This window comes from Frateuria sp. (assembly GCF_035944355.1).
Lineage (GTDB): Bacteria > Pseudomonadota > Gammaproteobacteria > Xanthomonadales > Rhodanobacteraceae > Frateuria_A.
Genome location: NZ_DASZBH010000014.1, coordinates 131,320 through 149,965 on the forward strand (window position 1 = coordinate 131,320; position 18,646 = coordinate 149,965).

21 protein-coding genes and 1 tRNA gene are annotated in these 18,646 nt (G+C 66.9%); 15 read left to right on the forward strand and 7 right to left on the reverse strand.

Annotated features, from left to right (window positions below):
• Nucleotides 1–36 precede the first annotated feature (36 nt).
• The 7 genes from VGU03_RS11110 to VGU03_RS11140 all read left to right on the forward strand — a co-directional run bounded on the left by VGU03_RS11110 (nucleotide 37) and on the right by VGU03_RS11140 (nucleotide 3,090).
• A complete protein-coding gene (locus VGU03_RS11110; RefSeq protein ID WP_327480515.1) occupies nucleotides 37–516 on the forward strand; it encodes a hypothetical protein in 480 nt (159 codons plus the stop codon).
• Nucleotides 513–1,538 carry a hypothetical protein gene (locus tag VGU03_RS11115; protein WP_327480517.1) on the forward strand — a complete coding sequence of 342 codons (1,026 nt, stop codon included), beginning with the start codon at nucleotides 513–515 and terminating at the stop codon, nucleotides 1,536–1,538. Before VGU03_RS11110 ends, VGU03_RS11115 begins: the two co-directional genes overlap by 4 nt.
• Before the next feature lie 201 nt (nucleotides 1,539–1,739).
• The gene (locus VGU03_RS11120) at nucleotides 1,740–2,093 is read left to right on the forward strand and encodes a hypothetical protein (protein ID WP_327480519.1); all 354 of its coding nucleotides are present in this window, start codon (nucleotides 1,740–1,742) and stop codon (nucleotides 2,091–2,093) included.
• Nucleotides 2,086–2,301, forward strand: coding sequence for a hypothetical protein (locus VGU03_RS11125; RefSeq protein WP_327480521.1), 216 nt, complete (start codon nucleotides 2,086–2,088; stop codon nucleotides 2,299–2,301). Before VGU03_RS11120 ends, VGU03_RS11125 begins: the two co-directional genes overlap by 8 nt.
• On the forward strand, nucleotides 2,298–2,732 hold the full coding sequence (locus VGU03_RS11130) for a hypothetical protein (RefSeq protein ID WP_327480523.1): 435 nt from the start codon (nucleotides 2,298–2,300) through the stop codon (nucleotides 2,730–2,732). Before VGU03_RS11125 ends, VGU03_RS11130 begins: the two co-directional genes overlap by 4 nt.
• Nucleotides 2,729–2,926, forward strand: a complete 198-nt coding sequence (locus VGU03_RS11135; RefSeq protein ID WP_327480525.1) for a hypothetical protein — start codon at nucleotides 2,729–2,731, stop codon at nucleotides 2,924–2,926. The genes VGU03_RS11130 and VGU03_RS11135 overlap by 4 nt, the downstream gene beginning before the upstream one ends.
• The gene (locus VGU03_RS11140; RefSeq protein WP_327480526.1) at nucleotides 2,923–3,090 is read left to right on the forward strand and encodes a hypothetical protein; all 168 of its coding nucleotides are present in this window, start codon (nucleotides 2,923–2,925) and stop codon (nucleotides 3,088–3,090) included. Before VGU03_RS11135 ends, VGU03_RS11140 begins: the two co-directional genes overlap by 4 nt.
• Nucleotides 3,091–3,095: 5 nt before the next feature.
• Here VGU03_RS11140 and VGU03_RS11145 read toward each other — a convergent pair whose 3' ends face one another.
• A complete protein-coding gene (locus VGU03_RS11145) occupies nucleotides 3,096–3,710 on the reverse strand; it encodes a hypothetical protein (protein ID WP_327480528.1) in 615 nt (204 codons plus the stop codon).
• Here VGU03_RS11145 and VGU03_RS11150 point away from each other — a divergent pair.
• From VGU03_RS11150 to VGU03_RS11165, 4 genes are read left to right on the forward strand one after another with little or no spacing between them, the layout of a single operon-like run.
• Complete coding sequence (locus tag VGU03_RS11150) at nucleotides 3,709–4,347, forward strand: hypothetical protein (protein ID WP_327480530.1); 639 nt, start codon at nucleotides 3,709–3,711, stop codon at nucleotides 4,345–4,347. The genes VGU03_RS11145 and VGU03_RS11150 overlap by 2 nt on opposite strands.
• The gene (locus VGU03_RS11155; protein WP_327480532.1) at nucleotides 4,344–5,000 is read left to right on the forward strand and encodes a J domain-containing protein; all 657 of its coding nucleotides are present in this window, start codon (nucleotides 4,344–4,346) and stop codon (nucleotides 4,998–5,000) included. Before VGU03_RS11150 ends, VGU03_RS11155 begins: the two co-directional genes overlap by 4 nt.
• Nucleotides 4,997–5,209 carry a DUF4224 domain-containing protein gene (locus VGU03_RS11160; RefSeq protein ID WP_327480533.1) on the forward strand — a complete coding sequence of 71 codons (213 nt, stop codon included), beginning with the start codon at nucleotides 4,997–4,999 and terminating at the stop codon, nucleotides 5,207–5,209. The genes VGU03_RS11155 and VGU03_RS11160 overlap by 4 nt, the downstream gene beginning before the upstream one ends.
• A gap of 2 nt (nucleotides 5,210–5,211) precedes the next feature.
• Nucleotides 5,212–6,240, forward strand: coding sequence for a tyrosine-type recombinase/integrase (locus VGU03_RS11165; protein WP_327480535.1), 1,029 nt, complete (start codon nucleotides 5,212–5,214; stop codon nucleotides 6,238–6,240).
• A gap of 245 nt (nucleotides 6,241–6,485) precedes the next feature.
• Here the strand turns inward: VGU03_RS11165 and VGU03_RS11170 are convergent, their stop codons facing one another.
• The 3 genes from VGU03_RS11170 to VGU03_RS11180 all read right to left on the reverse strand — a co-directional run bounded on the left by VGU03_RS11170 (nucleotide 6,486) and on the right by VGU03_RS11180 (nucleotide 9,216).
• Nucleotides 6,486–6,860 carry a response regulator gene (locus VGU03_RS11170; RefSeq protein ID WP_327480537.1) on the reverse strand — a complete coding sequence of 125 codons (375 nt, stop codon included), beginning with the start codon at nucleotides 6,858–6,860 and terminating at the stop codon, nucleotides 6,486–6,488.
• An 11-nt stretch (nucleotides 6,861–6,871) separates the two neighbouring features.
• Nucleotides 6,872–7,114: a hypothetical protein gene (locus tag VGU03_RS11175; RefSeq protein WP_327480539.1), complete on the reverse strand. Its 243-nt coding sequence runs from the start codon at nucleotides 7,112–7,114 to the stop codon at nucleotides 6,872–6,874.
• Between the two features lie 164 nt (nucleotides 7,115–7,278).
• Nucleotides 7,279–9,216, reverse strand: a complete 1,938-nt coding sequence (locus tag VGU03_RS11180; RefSeq protein WP_327480541.1) for a formylglycine-generating enzyme family protein — start codon at nucleotides 9,214–9,216, stop codon at nucleotides 7,279–7,281.
• A gap of 113 nt (nucleotides 9,217–9,329) precedes the next feature.
• Between VGU03_RS11180 and VGU03_RS11185 the strand changes: the two genes are divergently transcribed.
• Nucleotides 9,330–10,448, forward strand: a complete 1,119-nt coding sequence (locus tag VGU03_RS11185) for a ribonuclease D (protein ID WP_327480543.1) — start codon at nucleotides 9,330–9,332, stop codon at nucleotides 10,446–10,448.
• A 99-nt stretch (nucleotides 10,449–10,547) separates the two neighbouring features.
• Nucleotides 10,548–10,623 (forward strand) — tRNA-Ala (locus VGU03_RS11190).
• Nucleotides 10,624–10,731: 108 nt separating this feature from the next.
• On the opposite strand, the gene VGU03_RS11195 is transcribed toward VGU03_RS11190, so the two are convergent.
• The 3 genes from VGU03_RS11195 to VGU03_RS11205 form a co-directional block, all read right to left on the reverse strand.
• Complete coding sequence (locus VGU03_RS11195) at nucleotides 10,732–11,418, reverse strand: hypothetical protein (protein ID WP_327480545.1); 687 nt, start codon at nucleotides 11,416–11,418, stop codon at nucleotides 10,732–10,734.
• 199 nt (nucleotides 11,419–11,617) lie between these two features.
• On the reverse strand, nucleotides 11,618–11,785 hold the full coding sequence (locus VGU03_RS11200; protein WP_327480547.1) for a hypothetical protein: 168 nt from the start codon (nucleotides 11,783–11,785) through the stop codon (nucleotides 11,618–11,620).
• A 77-nt stretch (nucleotides 11,786–11,862) separates the two neighbouring features.
• The gene (locus VGU03_RS11205; RefSeq protein WP_327480549.1) at nucleotides 11,863–13,479 is read right to left on the reverse strand and encodes an alpha-glucosidase family protein; all 1,617 of its coding nucleotides are present in this window, start codon (nucleotides 13,477–13,479) and stop codon (nucleotides 11,863–11,865) included.
• A 528-nt stretch (nucleotides 13,480–14,007) separates the two neighbouring features.
• Here VGU03_RS11205 and VGU03_RS11210 point away from each other — a divergent pair.
• Both VGU03_RS11210 and VGU03_RS11215 read left to right on the forward strand, forming a co-directional pair.
• Nucleotides 14,008–16,743 (forward strand): TonB-dependent receptor, encoded by a 2,736-nt coding sequence (locus VGU03_RS11210; protein ID WP_327480978.1) that lies wholly within the window; start codon nucleotides 14,008–14,010, stop codon nucleotides 16,741–16,743.
• A gap of 211 nt (nucleotides 16,744–16,954) precedes the next feature.
• Nucleotides 16,955–18,454 carry an alpha-amylase family glycosyl hydrolase gene (locus VGU03_RS11215; protein ID WP_327480551.1) on the forward strand — a complete coding sequence of 500 codons (1,500 nt, stop codon included), beginning with the start codon at nucleotides 16,955–16,957 and terminating at the stop codon, nucleotides 18,452–18,454.
• The last annotated feature ends 192 nt before the right edge of the window (nucleotides 18,455–18,646 follow it).

An 18,646-nucleotide genomic window follows, 5' to 3' on the forward strand; every position in this document is an offset into this window, starting at 1 on the left:
CCGTAACCCGCACCCAATCCCAACCCGGAGCCCTCCATGACCCACCCGCACACCGACACCGCGATCCCGCAGGAAACGGCCTCCGCCGCCGCGATCGCCGCCGAAACCATGACCGGCGACCTGATGGCTGCCCTCATCGACGAAATGAAGACCATGCCTCGCCCGTGGCCGGCCATGTCGGAGCAGGACCAGCAGGACGTGATCTACCGCGCGCAGGAACGCGTGCAGAGCGCCATTGCGCAGGCCGTCAACATCATCGCCAGCGACAACCGACCGACCATCGTGGCGACCGTGGAGAGCGTGACCGTCAAGGAAGGCATCAAGGCCGTGCTGACGCTGCCGAAGTCCGACCAGCAGCGACACGACCTGTTCGACGCCGCCGGCCAGGCGGTGCTTCTGGTGGTCGCGGGGCGCGCGCCGTACAGCGGCGGGGCCGACCAGGTGCAGGCCGATCCGGATCAGCCGAGCCTGAATGGCTTCGGCGAGTCCGCACAGGACGAGCGCGAGCTCGCATGAGCCAGTACACGCCGGAAGAAGTCATCCGCGCAGCTAACGCAGTTGACTCGGTGCTTGATGACCACCGTAGCGAATACCGCGTCCCGCAAGCTGCTGCCGATGCGACCGACATGCTCCGCGCCTACGCCGACACCCTGCGCCAGTCCGCCGACAGCGGGTTGGAAGCAGAGCGCGAGTTCTTCGCTCGCGACTTCTACGAGGAAGCCCGCGAAGGCAAGAAGGCGTGGCCAAAGCATGCCGGCAGCGGGCGGGTGGGGGATGAGGTGGTGGAGCGGGCGTGCGCAGCCTCGTGGGCTATCGCCAAGTTCAGTTGCGAAACGAGCGATTGGAGCCAGGTTGGATCGCCGCGCCGCGATCATCACCGGCGCGTCGTAACTGCCGCCCTCGCCGCGCAGGGCCAGGGTGAGGCTGTGGCAGCCTGCGGTTACGTCGCACAGGACGACCTCACGCACTTGGCGACGTACTCCGACGAGGCGCGCGCCCACGGGTTCGGCTCCTATGAAGGTCGAATCAGCGCAGTGCCTTACGGGAACATGACGATCCCGGTATTCCTTCGCCCCGCCCCCGCAGCCTCGCCCGCCGGGGTGCCGGATGGGTGGGTGCCGACCAAGGCTTATCGTGACCTCTACCGCGCATACGTCCGCGTGCTCGAAGCCGGCAGGGATCGCATAACGAGCTTAGGTGGTGACTGTGATTCGGTAGAGGACATGGAGCGCACCGATCCCTCGCTGATCGTGGCGCGCAGGACTCTACTCGCCGCCGCCCCGTCCGCGCCCGCCGGGGTGCCGGAGGGGTGGCGGGAAGCTCTCGCGGGCCTGCTCAGGTACGTGGACCACGAAACCTGCGCCCACGAAAACACGCATCGCGGAGGGGCAATCTGGACGATCTGCGATGACTGCGGGCAGAAGTGGGCTGATGATCGCGGCGGCTTCAAGCCACACGAAGACGCTCCCGAGGTCGCCACTGCACGCCGCTTGCTCGCCGCCCCGTCCGCGCCCGAGGGTGATGGGGGTGAGGGGTGAGCTTGCTCAACGCATGCGCCTGCATGGGGCCGCGATTCGGCCAGCCTTACTGCCCGTGCGAAATGCAGCGCCGCGGACTATCTGACGGCAGCGAGTACAGGTGGACGGACGCAGACAAGGCACGGCTAATGGAGGCGCTCAAGGCTCTGAATGAGCGCGCTTCCGCCCAACAGCCCACCCAACCCGCAGCAGGAGAGTGAGATGGCCGAGATGATGAGTTTGCAGCAGGTTCGGGACACGCTGGCAAGTTGGCTCGGCGGATCGGAGGCCTGCCTAGATACCTGCAATGTCGCGCTGCTTGAGTCAATGGTTTCAGCGTGTGACGCCCACCTCACCCAGCCTGCGCAGGCGGTGGCGTGTCCGTATTGCCGCCAGTCGTGGGAACCGCACTGCGACCAACACGCCAGCATCGAACTGTTCGGCGAGTGCATCCCTTGCCGATTCATGCCGGATGGCAAAGGCACACGCAGCGGCACGCAGAGCGACATTGACGCCATTCAGGCAAAACGCCAGCAATGGATCACCGCCCACCTTTCGGAGAACGGGCATGGATAACCCAGTGAGCTTGCAATTCCCCGTGCGCCTGATGGCTTTTGCTACTGACGAGAATGGCGATGAAACCTTCACCGGCGTGCTGCTGGCCGAAGTAACGGAAGCCGGCGAAGGTCATGCGGAAATCGGCTTCACCCATGGTGAGGAACGGCTGTACGTGGCCTTCCGCATTTCCGATCTGCAACGCGCCATCAAGGAGGCGAGCCCGTGACTACCCCTGACCTGCTCAAGGAACTGGAGGCGTTGGTGTTGCTCGATGCGCGGGCTACGCCGGGCCAAGTTGAGTTGCACACCAGTTGCTCATGGCGGCGAATCATTGCCGAGCGTAACCGGGCGTTCCTCGTGCCGACTATCGACCCCGACCGTCACCAGAACATGGACAGCGCCGAGAACGCGCAATTCGTCGTCGCGCTGGTGAACTGGTACCGCACCCACCACGCCGAGATAGCGGAGGCGGTGAAGAAGCGGGATGCGCTAATCGAGTTGCTGGCACAAGCCCAAGATGAACTTGTCTGCTCCCATCGAAGCATGACGCATGAAACGTCGTTCGATGAGATTCAGTCGAAGCGAGTGGTCCGCGTAATCAATCGGATCGAGCCAATCCTGAAGACCCAGCACAACAGCGCGCGGGAGGGGTTGTGAGCGACACCGCGACTTGCAGCTTTCTTCACCCGTTCTTTGTGGCGTCCGAGCTTCCCGACCTGGACGACGCGTTCGAGGATGGCAAGCAGCGGGCGATCCGCAGCCTAGAGGCGCGTATCGACCGTGTACGAATCACTACCCGCGCCGACTACAACAAGGCGTTCGGGATCGAGCCGGACAAGGTGACGCCGTGAGCGCCCTACTACAGCAACTCGAAGAACTCGCCATCGACTGGGACGAGCAGGCGCGCGATCGCCACAGCGAAGGCCTCGCGGCGTCGGCCGATGCCTACCGCTCCTGCCGCGACGATCTGCGCCGGCTCATCAAGCAGGCGAAGAAGGAGGCGATGGCCGCATGATTTCGTCAGCGAACGTCGATCGCCGGCGCGCCCACATCGAGGCCCATCCCTTCCAAGGCCGCCTGCCACCACGCGATTGCCTCATCCAGCACCAGCCGGGCGCTGTACACAAGGTGGGTCGGGCGATCGTTCTCCTCTTCAACGGGGAAGCGGACTTCAAGCACCCGCACGGTCTTCAATTGGGGACCGTCCGACGGGTCCGGCATCTCGAGAGCGTAGATGTCGAACATCTCATAGGCGCGGAAGCCAGGCCGGTAGGTTCCGTCGTCGTTGATTTTCATGTGCTTGGCGACGGCGGCCATCTGCTGGCATGCGACCAGGGCGCGGCATTCGCGCATGCGCGTCTGCAGGTCAAACAGCGACCGGACCTCGACACCGAAGTGGGCATCGGCCAAGTCCCAGCGCTTTGCATCATCCAGCGTACCTGCCACCCAATCACCCAATTGCCAAGCGGTGATCGCCCCATTGAGCAGGCAGTAGGACGGACCCAGCAGGTCCGTGTCCCAGTAACGCCGCAACGCGTCGGCTTCCCATTCCAGCTTGGCCAGAAGGTCGCACGGCTGCCTGAGCGACAGCGACACATGCGAACCCGGCACCTTCTTTTTCGGAGGCTTCGCCATGCGTGAGCTCCCCATCCTGTTCAGTGCCCCCATGGTCCGCGCCATCCTCGACGGCCGCAAGACGCAGACGCGGCGGGTCTGCAAGGACCAGCACCTGCCCGGGCACAAGCCGTCTTTGTTGGAGTGCCCCTACGGCAAGCCCGGCGACCGGCTGTGGGTGCGAGAGGCATGGCGCGTGCCGGTTAGCCTCGACGACCTGTCGGGCAAGCGGATCGCTGAGAAGTGTCTCCAAGCCGGCTATCGGTCACCGTGGTGCCCGACTCAGTACGAGGCTGACGGTGCGCGCACCAGCGAGAAGGACTGGCGCGAGTTTGGTCCGCATCCCTCCACCACCGCCCCTGGCCGCTACCGGCACGCGCGGTTCATGCCGCGCTGGGCCAGCCGCATCACCCTGGAGGTGACCGGCGTGCGCGTGGAGCGGCTGCAGGCGATCAGCGAGGCCGATTCGATCGCCGAGGGCCTTCTGCGCGATCGGGAAGGCTGGCGCGGTGCCCCTGATCTTCCGTGGTTCGCATCGCCGTTGGCGGCCTACCGCAGCCTATGGGAGTCGATCAACGGCGACGGCAGCTGGGACGCCAATCCGTGGGTCCGGGTGGTCGAGTTTCGCCGCATCGAACAGGAGGCGAAGGCCGCATGAGCATCCCCGCCTATCCCCTGCAGTGGCCTACCGGCTGGAAGCGCACCGAGGCGAAGCAGCGCAAGCGCGCCAACTTTCGATCCGGCAAGTCCGGCTGGGACAACGGCCGATTCAAGTCCGCCAGCGAGGTCACGATCGCCGAGGGAACGAGGCGCGTGCTGCGCGAGATCAGCGCATTCACGCCCCCGGGCAAACGCTGGGTGATCGATCCGGACACTCTGGTGATCAGCACCAACCTGCAGCTGCGCAACGACGGGCTGCCGCGCTCCGGCCAGCGCGAGCCGGAAGACCCGGGCGTGGCCGTGTACTGGACCACCAGCACCGGCGAGACCCGCTGCATGGCCATCGACCGCTACGACCGCATCGCGGACAACCTGGCCGCAATCGCTGCCACGCTCGATGCCATGCGCGCGATCGAGCGCCACGGCGGCGCCGAGATCCTCAACCGCGCGTTCACCGGCTTCACCGCGTTGCCCGGCGCCGGCGCCACCATGCACTGGCGCGACGTGCTGGGCGTGCCGGCGACAGCGACCCGGGATGAGATCGAGGCGGCCTACCGGCGCCTGCGGTCCCAGCACCACCCCGACCGCGGCGGCGACGCCGGTCGGTTCCACCAGATCCAGAAAGCATTCGAAGAGGCAACCACGGCATGAGCAACTCCCTCTGCCTCACTCGCGACGAACTGGCCGAGCTGACCCGCACCAAGCTCAAGGCCGGCCAGGTCGCGTTCCTTTGCAAGAACGGCATCCGTCACTACGTGGACGCCCACGGCTGGCCCGTGGTCACCCGGGCCGCGGTTGAAGGCAAAGAGGACACGGCGCAAGCTGTGCCGACCTGGAAGCCGAGCAAGAAGGTCGCCTGACCATGGGACGCCGACCGTCGTCACCCGGCGCGATTCCGCGCCTTCGCCCGCGCAAGAAGGGCAGCAAGACCTTCTACTACTACGACCATGGCCTGGTCGACGGGAAGCGCCACGAGGAGCCGCTGGGCTGCGACTACGGCATGGCCATCAAGCGCTGGGCCGAGATCGAGCACGCCGGCGCGGAGAAGCCGGCGGCGGTGATCACCTTCCGGTATGTGGCGGATCGCTACCGCGCCGAGGTCATCCCGACGAAGGCGCCGCGCACGCAGCGCGACAACGCCAAGGAGCTCAAGCAGCTGATCACCTTCTTCGACGACCCGCCCTGCCCGCTGGAGGCGATCCAGCCGCAGCACGTCAGGCAGTACCTGCAGTGGCGCGGGGAGAAGGCCAAGGTGCGCGCCAACCGCGAGAAGGCGCTGCTCTCGCATATTTGGAACTGGGCGCGCGCGACAGGCTACACGGCGCTGGCCAACCCCTGCGCCGGCGTGAAGGGCTTCAAGGAGACGGGGCGGGACGTCTACGTCGAGGACGACATGTTCGAAGCCGTCTGGAAGGAGGCCTGCCGGCCGCTACGCGATGCGATGGACCTGGCCTACCTGACCGGCCAGCGCGTGGCCGACACGCTCAAGATGGACCTGCGCGACGTGCGCGACGGCTTCCTGCACGTCCAGCAGAACAAGACGGCGGCCAAGCGGCGCATCGAGGTGGTCGGGGATCTGGCTACCCTGCTCGATCGCATCGCCGCGCGCAAGTCGCAGATGACCGTTCATGCCACTCGCCTGGTCGTGCGCGAGGATGGCCAGCCGCTAACGCATCGCCAGCTGCAGGAGCGCTTCGCTCAGGCACGCGAGGCAGCCGGCATCGAGCCGAAGGCCTTCCAGTTCCGCGACCTTCGCGCGAAGGCCGGCACCGACAAGACCGACGCGGGCGACATCCGCCAGGCGCAGCAGCAGCTGGGGCATACGTCGGTCGTGATGACCGAGCAATACGTGCGCAACCGCCGCGGCGCGAAGGTCACGCCGACGCGCTGATATCTGGTCCGCAATCCGCATAGCCTCTAGCTGGCTCAACGGTTCCGAGCCATCGAAACGAACGATTTTGCGGACCGCGCTCGCAGTGCAAGCGACTGATCGGACTCGAAATCTCAGTTGGACTCAAAATCCGCTTCTGGCGACAGAGTGTAGGTTCGAGTCCTATCACCGGTACCACAAGACGGCGCAACGCCAGCAAAAAAAAGCCCGCCGAAGCGGGCTTTTTTTTCGCCTGCCGACCTGGGTCAGCAGGAACAGGAAGACGCCAGTTCGGCGACCATGCGGAACAGGTCGTCGCGATGGAAAGGCTTTTGCAACGTGGGCCGCTCCTGCCAGGGCTCGCGCAGGCCGTGGGCGCCGTAGCCGGTGGCGAAGGCGAACGGGATCTCGCGTGCGGCGAGCGCCTCAGCGACCGGATAGACCTCCTCGCCGCCGACGTTCACGTCGAGGATGGCCAGATCGATCGGCTCGTTGCGGGCCGCCTGCAGCGCCTGGTCGATCCGGGCCATCGGCCCGACGATGGTATGGCCGGCTTCGCTGAGCATGTCTTCCAGCAGCATCGCCACCAGCATCTCGTCTTCGACCAGCAGGATGCGCCGTGGGCCGGAGGTCTTTTCCATGCGTGAATTACCTAGTGCACCAGGGCTGCGGGATCGGGGTCGGACAATTCGCGCCAGCTGCCGTCGCTTTCCTGCACCCGCACCGGCGGGTGCTCCAGGCCCCAGGCGCGCGCCAGTTTGGCACGCACCCGCACGGCCGCCGAGATCGCCTCGGCGCGCGTCGGATAGGTGCCCACCCGGGAGGCGTCATCCCGCACGATCCAGGGCGCCTCGGCGCTGAAGGGAATGAACAGGCGAACGGCTTCGGGATTCATTGCTGCCTCCCCCCTCGGGTGGCTGGCCCACCGTGGCATCGGCGAGCGGCACGAACCGCTGACCGGGCGTTGCAGTCTCGCAGATGTCCGATGGCTTGGATAGGTCGCGGACGGAGCGTATGAGCTGCGTTCCAACTTGGCGCCCATCCTCGTCAGGAGCGCGTCTACAGTTCGCGAACAACGCGGAAGCCCACGCGCGCGCTGCGCACGTGGCCGTCCGCTCCCTGCCGGTAGGCCGAGCGCACCTGGTCGGGCGAGCTTCCCCAGGAACCGCCGCGCACCACGCGCACGCTGCAGCCGGGGTTGAGCCAGGCGCTGCCGTCGACCGGCGCGCGCATGTAGCTGTCGTGCCAGCAATCGGTGGTCCACTCCGAAACGTTGCCGTCCATGTCGTAGAGCCCGAACGGGTTGGCCTCGAAGCTCATCACCGGCGCGGGTCCCCAGTAGCCGTCGTGGTAGCCCGGGAAGGCGTTGCTCCAGCGCCGTCCGCTGGGCGAGCGGTCACCGCTGCCGGTGAGGTTCTCGACCTTGCGGGTGGGCGCCTGCGAACCCCACCAGTAGCGGGTCTGGGTGCCGCCGCGCAGGGCGTATTCGAATTCGGCCTCGCTCGGCAGGCGGTAACGCTTGCCGGTGCGCTGGCTGAGCCAGTCGGCATAGGCGCTGGCATCGCGCCAGGAGACATTGACCACCGGCAGATCGTCCTGCGCCGGGTGCCCGGCGTAGTCGTCCTGCCAGGTCGCCCGGGGATCGTCGCGCAGCGCGCCGCTGCGCTCGTCGTACACGCTGGCGCCGCCGAGCTTGACCGAGTCGGGCTGGTAGCCGCTGGCACGCACGAATTCGCGGAACTGGCCCACGGTGACCGCGCTGCGGGCCATGGCGTAGCCCTTGGCGATGGTCACCTGGTGGCGCGGCGTTTCGGCGTCGCTATGGTCGCCCTCGGCATCGGCCGCGCCCATCTGGAAGCTGCCGGTGGGAATGACCACCATCGCCGGCGCCTGGCCCGGCAGGTCGACGAAGCGGTCGCTGAACACCTGCCCCGGCTTGTAGCTGGCGTACAGGCGGGCGTTGGTGAGCTGCTGCTGGAATTCGTCGATGCCCTTCAGGCCCGGCTGCAATGCCTGCGCCTGCCCGGCCAGCCGCTGCGCCAGGTCTAGGTTGCCGGCGTCCAGCGCCGAACGGGCCTGGGCCAGCAGCCCGCCGGCGCGCTGCTGGCGGATGCCCTCGACGCGGTTGTGCACGTCGGCCAGTTGCTGCGAGCCCGGACGGATCGTGGCCGCTTCGGCGAGCGCCTTGTCGGCGGCGGCGAAGTCGTTCTGCGCCACGGCCGCCAGCGCACGGTCCAGCACGGCCCGCTGCACCTGGAAGATGCCCTGCTCGGCCATCGCGTTCGGGGGGTCGAGCACCTGCACCTGGCGGTACAGGTCCAGCGCGCTGGCGCCCTGCGGCTGGTCGGCCTTGCCCTGCTGCAGCAGCGCGGCGGCCTGCGCCAGCATCGGCCGGACCTTGGCCAGGGTCTTGAGGTGCTGCTCCAGCTGCGCCACGTCGGCGCCGCTGTTGGGCAGGCCGCGCAGGTCGGTGAGCAGTTCCTGCGCCGAATCGGCATCGCCCACGGCGATGTTCTGGCCGATCAGCGCCACCAGCTGCGCACGTACCTGGTTGACGCCCTCGGCCGCGGCGCGGCTGTCCGGCTTGTCGTGCAGCGCCTTGGCGTAGAGCTGGGCGGCACCGTCCGTACCGGCCAACCGCCCTTCCCGCAAGGCCTTGCCGGCACGCGCCAGCAACGCCTGGATTTCGGGCGTATCCGCGCTCAGCTGCTCGGGCAGGTTGGGATGGCCCTTGCTCATCCGCGCGGCGATCACGGCCGCCGGCGCCAGCGTGAGCGGCGGCCCGGCATCCAGTTCGGAACCCTGCGCAGACTGCGCCGGCCGCCTGCCCGGCGCATTGGCGTAGCCGATCGGGGAGGCCTGCCGCGGCGCCAGTTCCGCAGGGTTGACGTGGAACACCCGCGGAAAGAAATGGTAGACCAGCGCCGCGCCGAGCACGATCACGCCAAGTGCGCCACCCATGGCGCGCTGACGGCGGACGGTTTCGGTGCTCGGCATGGTGGACTCTTGGATGGGCTGCTATCGTGCGCCGCTCACCATATGGCAGCGCCGATGACAGGGCAATGCGCAACGCGCCGCCCCACCGCGCCAGGTCCGTTCGAGGAAGTTCCATGTCCGTACCCGAGGCGGCGTCAGCCGCATGGATCGATCGTCGCGACGCGCTGGAAGCGTGGCTCGCCACGCTGCCGGCCGGCGCCGCGCTGGGCGTGGATACCGAGTTCATGCGGCGCAGCACCTTTTACCCGCAACTGGCGCTGCTGCAGCTGGGCTGGAACGGCCGCTACGCCCTGGTCGACCCGCTGGCCTTCGACATCGGCGACGCGCTGCGTCCTCGCCTGGCCAGCGGCCCCGCCATCACCGTGATGCACAGTGCCGGCGAAGACCTGGAGGCACTGGCGCCGCTCCTGCCCGACGGGCCGGGCACGCTGTTCGACACCCAGATCGCCGCCGCCTTCGTCGGCATGGGCCTGGGCCTGAGCTATCGCGCGCTGGTGGCCGAACTGGTGGGAGCGGAGCTGGACAAGGGCGAAACCCGCTCGGACTGGCTGCAGCGCCCCCTCACCGACTCGCAGCGGCTCTATGCGACGCTCGACGTGGTGCATCTGGAACCGTTGCACGCGCAACTCGTGGCGCGCCTGGCCGAGCGCGGGCGCATCGCCTGGCACGCCGAGGATTGCGAGCGGCTCAAGCGCCGGGCCAACGCGCACCATGGGGATGCGCAGCCACAGCGCGGCTTCCGCGCCGCCGCCGACTGGCCGCGCGCGCAACAGGCGCTGCTGCGCCGTCTGCTGCTGTGGCGCGACCGCAGCGCGCGCACCCTGGACCGTCCACGCTCGTGGCTGCTGGAGGATGCGCTGGCGCTCAGCCTCGCGCAGAACCCGCCCTCCAGCCTGGCCGAGCTGGAACAGCGCTGCCGCGGCCAGCGTGCCCTGCGCTCACCCCAGCGTGCGGAATTGTTCGACCTGCTCGCCTCCGGCCCGGATCCGCAGGAAGTGGCGGCCACCGCCGCGATCGCCGCGCCCGTGTCCGGCGCGGCCAAGAAGGCGCTGGCGGCGATGAAGGACAGCGTCGACCGCCTCGCCGCCGACCTCGACCTGCCGCCAGGCCTGCTGTGCCCGCGCAAGGTGCTGGAGGAGTACGTGAGCACGGGCGAGTGGCCGGAATTTCTCGAAGGCTGGCGGCACGAGGTGCTGCACCAGCGATTGGCGACCCTGCTGCCGGATGGCTGAAGCGATCCTGCCACGCCACGCCGCAGGTCCCTTGGTCCCCAATGGCCGCCGCCCCCTTGGCGAGGGCTGCGCGACGCTGCTAACATTCGCGGCTCGCGTGGGGCGGTAGCTCAGCTGGGAGAGCGTCGCGTTCGCAATGCGAAGGTCGGGAGTTCGATCCTCCTCCGCTCCACCAAACCTCCAGCATCAAAAGGCCGGTACGTCGCGTACCGGCCTTTTCTTTTTGCGTCCCATGCCGCCCCAGGCCTGCCACGCGCCACGTGCCTTGCCGCATCGGCCGCGCTCAACCCGGCGCTTGGCAGCCGTAGATGTAGAAGTCGCAGAACGAGCCGGTCCGGGTGTCGCCGGCATAGGGATACCGGTTGGGAACATGGGCCAGCAGGCGCCACTGCGGCCGGTGCTCGTCTATCCAGCGGGAAAACATCCGGTGCCTGACGTGCCGGGCGGCATCCTCCGCTTCGCCATCATGGTTGGACGAATAGATGACGACGAAGCGCGTCGACGAATCGAACAGGCGCTGCATGTAGGCGTCGAACACGTGGTCTTCGACCAGATGGAAGATCACGTTCAGGGACAAGGTCAGCGGAGCGGTTTCGCCGGCATATTCGGAAACCAGCTTGAACCGCTTGGTGGCATCGCCGGAAAACATTTTCCTGCACCGCTCGACGGCCTTCGGGCTGACGTCGAACCCGAGGTAGAACGGATAGTTCGCGAGCCCGAGCTGGTAGCCGTCGCCGCTGCCGTATTCGATGACCGCCTCCACGCGGTTGGAGAGGACGAAGCCGTTCACCACCTCCGCCTTGAACTCCGCCAGCCGATTGCGGGAACCGTCGCCCGAGGTGCCGCCCGCCTTGTACCGGCTCACCCAATAGTCGGTGGAACCCAGAAACGGCCTGGGCGGCCTGATGCCCCGCCACAGCTGGGTCGCGACCGTGCCGATGAGCGGCATGCCCTTGATGATCTGTTTCATTGGGTTTTCGACGCGCGTCCGGACGGGAAGCGCGACGGTGTCATAGCGCCGGCGAACAAGGCATCAATGGAGCGACAGAAAACCTTTGCAAACCATTGAGCTTTTTCTTGCGAATGACTGCGCTGCAGTGCGCCCATGCCTGCAAATCAATCGCCGGACGTGCGCAAACATCGGCCTGCGCAAAATAAATAGGACAACCTCAGCGGTGATCGATGCCTTCGTCGTGCCTGGCGTCGCGGTTGGCCTCCTTGGCGTCGCGGGTTTGCTGCGCATTGCGCTCTTCCTGCAACCGGCGATCGAGCCGCGCGACATCCTTGTCGTTGCGGTCACCGGTGCCGTGCTTGCGTTGGGCGGGGGGCTTGGGCATGGGGCGGACTCCTCACGGGGAGCCACGACCGTACGACGGGCCGATTCACCAGCGTGTGATGCCGGCGGGCGAGGCCGTCATGCCTGGCGCGCGAACAGCACGCCGTGACCCGGCAGGCTCAGTCGGCCTCCGTCGAAGGTGCCCTGGGCGAGGCCGTGTCCCTCGACCGGCCGCCACTGTCCATCCAGTGAAAGTTCGGCCTGCGCCGACTTGCCGTCCAGATTGAAGGCGATCAGCAGCGTCTCGCCGGCGTGGCAACGAAGGAAAGCGAGCACGGGCTCGGGCGTGTCCAGAAAGCGGATGTCGCCCCAGCGCAATGCGGACTGTCCGCGGCGCCAATGCATGATGCGGCGGAAGCCCTGCAGCACCGAGACCGGGTCGGCATCCTGCCGCGCCACGGCGAGCGTGCGGTGTTCGGGCGGCACCGGCAGCCATGGGACGCTGGCGCTGAACCCGGCATGCTCGCCATCGCTCCACGGTATCGGCGTACGGCAACCGTCGCGGCCCTTGAACTGCGGCCAGAACGCGATGCCGTAGGGATCCTTGAGCGCCTCGTAAGGCACATCGACCTCGGTCAGGCCCAGCTCCTCGCCCTGATAGACGCACACCGAGCCGCGCAGCGAGCAGACCAGCGCGGTAAAGAGGTTGGCCAGCGCCGGCGCGGGCCGTTCGCCACCCCAGCGGCTGAGCACGCGTTCGACGTCGTGGTTGGAGATCGCCCAGCAGGGCCAGCCTTCGCGCATCTGTGCCTCCAACTGCTCGACGGTGCCGCGGATGTGCGCGGCGCTGAAATCGTCGGTGAGCAGCTCGAAGCTGTAGCCCATGTGCAGGCGGCCGGCCTGGGTGTATTGGGCCGTGGTCGCCAGCGAGTCCTCCGAGGAGATCTCGCCCAGCGCCACCGTGCCGGGATAGCGGTCCAGCAGCGCGCGCAGCTCGGCGAGGAAGGCCAGGTTTTCCGGCTGGGTGTTGTTGTACCAGTGGTACTGGAAGGCGTAGGGGTTGTCCGGGCTGAAGCCGCGGCCCGTGCGCTGCGCCTTGGGCTTGGGCGGGTTGTCGCGCAGCTGCGCGTCGTGGAAGCAGAAGTTGATCGCGTCCAGGCGCAGGCCATCGACGCCGCGCTCCAGCCAAAAGCGCACGCAGCCCAGGATCGCCGCGCGCACCTCGGGCTGGTGGAAGTTGAGGTCCGGCTGCGAGGCCAGGAAGTTGTGCAGGTAGTACTGCCCGCGCCGCGGCTCCCACTGCCAGGCGCTGCCGCCGAAGATCGACAGCCAGTTGTTGGGCGGCGTGCCGTCCTCCTTCGCATCGGCCCAGACGTACCAGTCGGCCTTGGCGTTGTCGCGGCTCTGCCGGCTTTCCTGGAACCAGGCGTGTTCGATCGAGGTGTGGCTGAGCACCTGGTCGATCATCACGCGCAGCCCCAGGCCATGCGCCTTGGCCAGCAGCCGGTCGAAATCCTCCAGGGTGCCGAACAGCGGGTCGACGTCGCAGTAGTCGGCGATGTCGTAGCCGTAGTCGGCCATCGGCGATTTGAAGAACGGCGAGATCCAGATCGCGTCCACACCGAGGCTCGCCACGTAGTCGAGCTTCTCGATGATGCCCGGCAGATCGCCTACGCCGTCGCCGTCGGTATCCAGAAAACTACGCGGATAGATCTGGTAGGTGACGGCGCCGCGCCACCAAGGTGCATCACTCATCCTGGGTCCCCGTGGATTGCGCCCGGACCGCGCAACACGGACCACTATCGGCGTGCCAGCAGCTTAGCGGCGGTCTTTGCCTGGCCATCCGTCCGTGCATACGTATTCATGCAGGCGGGTTATTGCGCCGCAGCGATGGCCTTTTTTCCGTGCTCCGCGGCGTCGGCAGCCGTGGGGTTCGAACGGTTCGATACGAGCCCGGGCAAGCAGACACGACATTCGAGGCTGCCGGCCATGGCAGAGCCGACCGCTCGACGCGCATACACGTCCGCCCTACGAAAAGCCGCTTGCCGGTTGCAGTGCAACAGGATGAATACGTATGCACGAACGTGTCTGGCCTTCTCACTGCGCCCTACCATGCCGCCACTACCGGCAGGGGCATGGCCGGTCAACGCTGCAGCACCAGCAACGGCTTGCAAGAGTCCAGTTGCCTGGGCGCCACTTGCGGCTTCATAGAGTCACTTGGGAGGGGGAACCGTGGAACTGAAACATAATGTGCTGACGCTGGCGCTGGCCTCTGCCGTACTGATGCTGGCATCCACTGCGGCGGGCGCGACGGGTCAGGAGCAGCAGACTTCCGGTCCAAACGCACAAGCGCAGTCCGTCAAGAAAGACAAGGTCAAGAAGCAGCAGGCCACCGAGCTTGGCGTGGTGAAGGTCAGCGGCTTCGCGCAAAGCATCCAGAGCGCCGTGGCGGCCAAGCAATCGTCCGATGAGATCATCGAGGCGGTGTCTGCCGAAGACATCGGCAAGCTGCCCGACGTCAGCATCGCCGAGTCGATTGCCCGCCTGCCCGGTGTTTCGGCGCAGCGCGTCGCGGGCCGGGCGCAGGTGATCAGCGTGCGTGGCCTCTCGCCGGACTTCGCCACCACGTTGCTCAACGGCCGCGAGATGGTGAGCACGGGCGACAATCGCAGCGTCGAGTTCGATCAATACCCCTCCGAGTTGATCAGCGGCGTCACCGTTTACAAGACGCCCAAAGCCGGCCTGATCGGACAGGGGTTGTCCGGCACGCTGGACATGCATACGGTCCGTCCACTGGATTACCAGAAATCGGTGACCGTGCTGGGTATCCGGGGACAGCACAACTCGCTGGGCGCGGCCGCCGGCGTACGGGCCTTCGGCGATCGCCTCAACGCCAGTTACATCGGGCAGTTCCTGAATCACACCCTGGGTATCGCGGTGGGCTATGCGCACTCCCAGACGCCCACGCAGGAGAACCAGGTCGGCCTGTATGAGCCGTGGCAGCAGGTCAGTGATGGATCGCGCCCGGGCGTGCCGGCCGGCACTTATTACTCCGACGGCATCAAGGCACTGCGTCGCACCGGCTACACCAAGCGCGACGGCGTCATGGCCACGGTCGAATGGCGGCCATCGAACTGGTGGACGAGCACGCTCGACCTGTTCCATACCAAGTCGACCCAGAAAGACACCGCCAACCAGTTCGAGGTCAACCTGGGCGACTACAACGGCGGCTACGGCCGGCTCCAGGTAACCAACCCCACCATCAACGGCAACGGCACGTTCACCGGCGGCACCGCGAGCAACCTCTACCCGCTGGTGCGCGGCATGTACAACAGCCGCCACGACACCATCGACGCAGCCGGCTGGAACAACGAATTCTCCGCCGGCGACGTGAGCCTGGTGGCCGATGTGAGCTACTCCAAGGCCAATCGTCGAGAGATCAATCTGGAAAACAACACCCAGCTTGAGCCCGCGCCGCAGCTGGACACTCTCACGCTGGCTTACACCGGCAACGGCTTCTCGCAACTGTCGCCAACGCTCAATTACGCCGATCCGTCCAAGTTGTACCTGCGCAACACCATCTATGGTTCCGGCTACGGCAAGACGCCGAGCATCCACGATGAACTCAAGAGCGCCCGGCTGGGCGCGACGGTGCCGATGCCGGACGCGCTCAGCAACGTGATCCCCGATGTGGAGTTCGGCATCAATTACGCCGATCGCCAGAAGACCAAGCACCAGCCGGAAGGCAACATCACCGTCGGCGCGCAGGGCGACACCACCATCGCGCCGGACCTGCAGTACGGCCTGGTCGACCTCGGCTTTGCCGGCGTGGGGTATGTGCCCGCGTGGAACGTCCCCGCCGCCGTCGCGCGCTATATGACGTTCCAGCCCAACGAGAACGCGTCCTACCTCGTGGCGAAGGCCTGGTCGCTGTCGGAGAAAATTTCCACGGCGTACGCGATGGCGGACATCGACACGACGTGGGGCGTGCCGGTCCGGGGCAACGTCGGCGTGCAGTTGCAGCATGCCAACCAGTCCTCGTCGGCCAACATCTACAACGGCACGCAACCGGCCGGCATGCAGATCCAGCGCCTCACGAGCGGCAAGTCCTACACCGACGTGCTGCCAAGTCTGAACCTGGCTTTCTCTCTGACCGACAGCCAGGTGCTGCGCGTGGCGTTGGCCAAGCAGGTGGCGCGGCCGCGCATGGACGATATGCGTGCCTCGCTGGACTTCGGGATCGACACGGCGACCGGCAAGCCGGGCGCCAGCGGCGGCAATCCCAAGCTCGACCCGTGGCGCGCCAATGCGTTCGATCTGTCGTGGGAGAAGTACTTCGGCAGCAATGGTTACGTGGCGGCCGCCTTCTTCTACAAGGAACTGACGAGCTACATCTACACGCAGACGCGCGACAACTACGACTTCTCCGCGTTGGTCGCCGGCTACACCCCGCCGCCGGGCTCGCCGCCGGCGCTCACGACCGGCACCTACAGTGCGCCGTTCAACGGCAAGGGCGGCACGCTGCGAGGTCTGGAGTTGTCCACGTCGGTGCCGCTGAACCTGATCACGCCGGCGCTCGACGGCTTCGGAGTCCTGGCCAGCGCCAGCTTCAACGACAGCAGCATCAAGATCCTCTCGCCCGAGAACGCCACCAGTGTCGGCAACGGTCCGATCAGCCTGCCCGGCCTGTCCAAGCGCGTGTACAACCTGACCGCGTACTACGAGAAAAACGGCTTCGAGGCGCGCGTCAGCGAACGCAAGCGTTCGGACTTCATCGGCGAGATCGGCAACTTCGCAGGCAACCGGACGCTGCGCTACGTGGTCGGCGAAAACATCTTTGACGCCGAGGTCGGCTATACCTTCAGCGACAGCAGCAAATTGCGCGGATTCAGCGTGCAATTGCAGGCAAGCAACCTGACCAACGCGCCGTACCGTACTTACGCCGGCTCCAAGGACCGTCCGCTCGAGTACATCGAATGGGGCCGGACCTACCTGCTGGGTGCCACCTACAAGTTCTGATACGCAACACTCTCCCCTTGCCTGCCGGCAGCCTTGCCGGCAGGCCGTTTTGCATCACATCCGGAAAACTGCCGCCGCGTCCCGCGGCCTCCGAAAAGCCTCCCCGGGGCGACAGACCGCCCGAACGCATCCGGAGTCTTCTGTGATACGTACCACCCTCGCCGCACCCCTCTGTATCGCCCTGCTTGCTGCCGGATGCGCCACAGCGCCGATGACAGGCGGCGCTGCCAGCCCTGTCGCCAGCCACTCCCGGACGTTCCCCGCCGGCGCACCCAGCGGCGTCTGGTACGAGATCTTCGTGCGCGCCTGGTACGACACCGACGGCGACGGCGTCGGCGACCTCAACGGCGTCACGGCGAAGCTCGATTACCTCAAGACGCTCGGCATCGACGGCATCTGGCTGATGCCGATCCATCCTTCATCGAGCTACCACGGCTACGACGTCACCGACTACCGCGCGGTCAATCCGCAATACGGCAATCTTGACGATTTCCACCGGCTGATCGACGAAGCGCACAAGCGCGGCATCCGCGTGATCATCGACCTGGTGGTGAACCACACCAGCGACCGGCATCCGTGGTTCCGCGCCGCCGCCGATCAGGACGACCCGCACCACGACTGGTACACCTGGTCCACGCCCCGGACCGACCTGCACGCGACCAGCGCCACGGGCGGTCCGGCCTGGCATGCGCTGGGCACGCAGCACTACCTGGGCACCTTCACTGGCCAGATGCCGGATCTGGATTTCGACACCCCCGCCGTGCGCACGGCGGTCACCGACATCGGCCGCTACTGGCTCGCGCAGGGCGCGGACGGGTTCCGTCTCGATGCGGCCCAGCACATCTATTACGACTTCGCCACGCAGGCGGACGATCCCCAGGTCCTGCGCAAGAACCTGGCCTGGTGGAGCCAGTTCCACCGGGCCATGAGCGCGGTGCGGCCGGACGTGTACCTGGTCGGCGAAGTCACCCGCGAGGACCCGCGGCAGCTCGAGCCCTGGTTCGGCCCGCTCGATGCGGTGTTCGACTTCCCTCTGGCCAGCCAGCTGATCGAAAGCGCCCGCACGGAGCGCGCCGGCAAGCTGGGCGGGCTGCTCGCGCGCATCGCCGCCGCGATTCCCGCCGGGAAGGATGCGCCCTTCCTGTCCAACCACGACCAGGAGCGGGTGATGAGCCAGCTCGCCGGCGATGCGCGGCACATGCGCGTGGCGGCGGCCATGCTGCTCACCCTGCCCGGCCGCCCGTTCCTCTACTACGGAGAGGAGCTGGGCATGCGCGGCACCAAGCCCGACCCGGATCTGCGTGAACCGATGCGCTGGCATCGTGATCCGCACGGCGCAGGCGAGAGCCGCTGGAAGGACTTCAGCGCGGGTGACGGCCCGGCCGTATCGGTGGACGCCGAGCAGCAGGACGCCCATTCGCTGCTGGCCTGGTACCGCATGCTGATCGGCTGGCGACGCGAGCTGGCGGTGTTGCGCGATGGCGACCTGCGCGTGCCGCCGGTCACCCATCCGCAGGTGGCCGCTTGGGAATTGTCCGACGCGGGCAGCGACGTGCTGGTGGTGCACAACCTGTCGCGCCAACCGCAGACGCTCGCGCTCGACGCGTCGTCACGCCGCTTCGCCCGCATTCGCCTGGCCAGCCTGCCGGGAGCCCTGATCACGCCGGAGCGACTGCACCTGCCCGCCTACGGGTCGGTGATTCTGGAGTGAACACGGACAGCGGCTCCATCGGCCTGAACCGGGGTACGGCCGAGTCCGTTTTTCAAGTTCACGCACACCGCCGCGCTTCGTGCGCCGCACCATCGGGAAACCGCGCCATGCCGCACATGAATACGTATGCACACGGGTGTTGCACCCGGCATGTGGAGCCCTACCATGGGCGCCGCCGTGTTCGTCTCCACG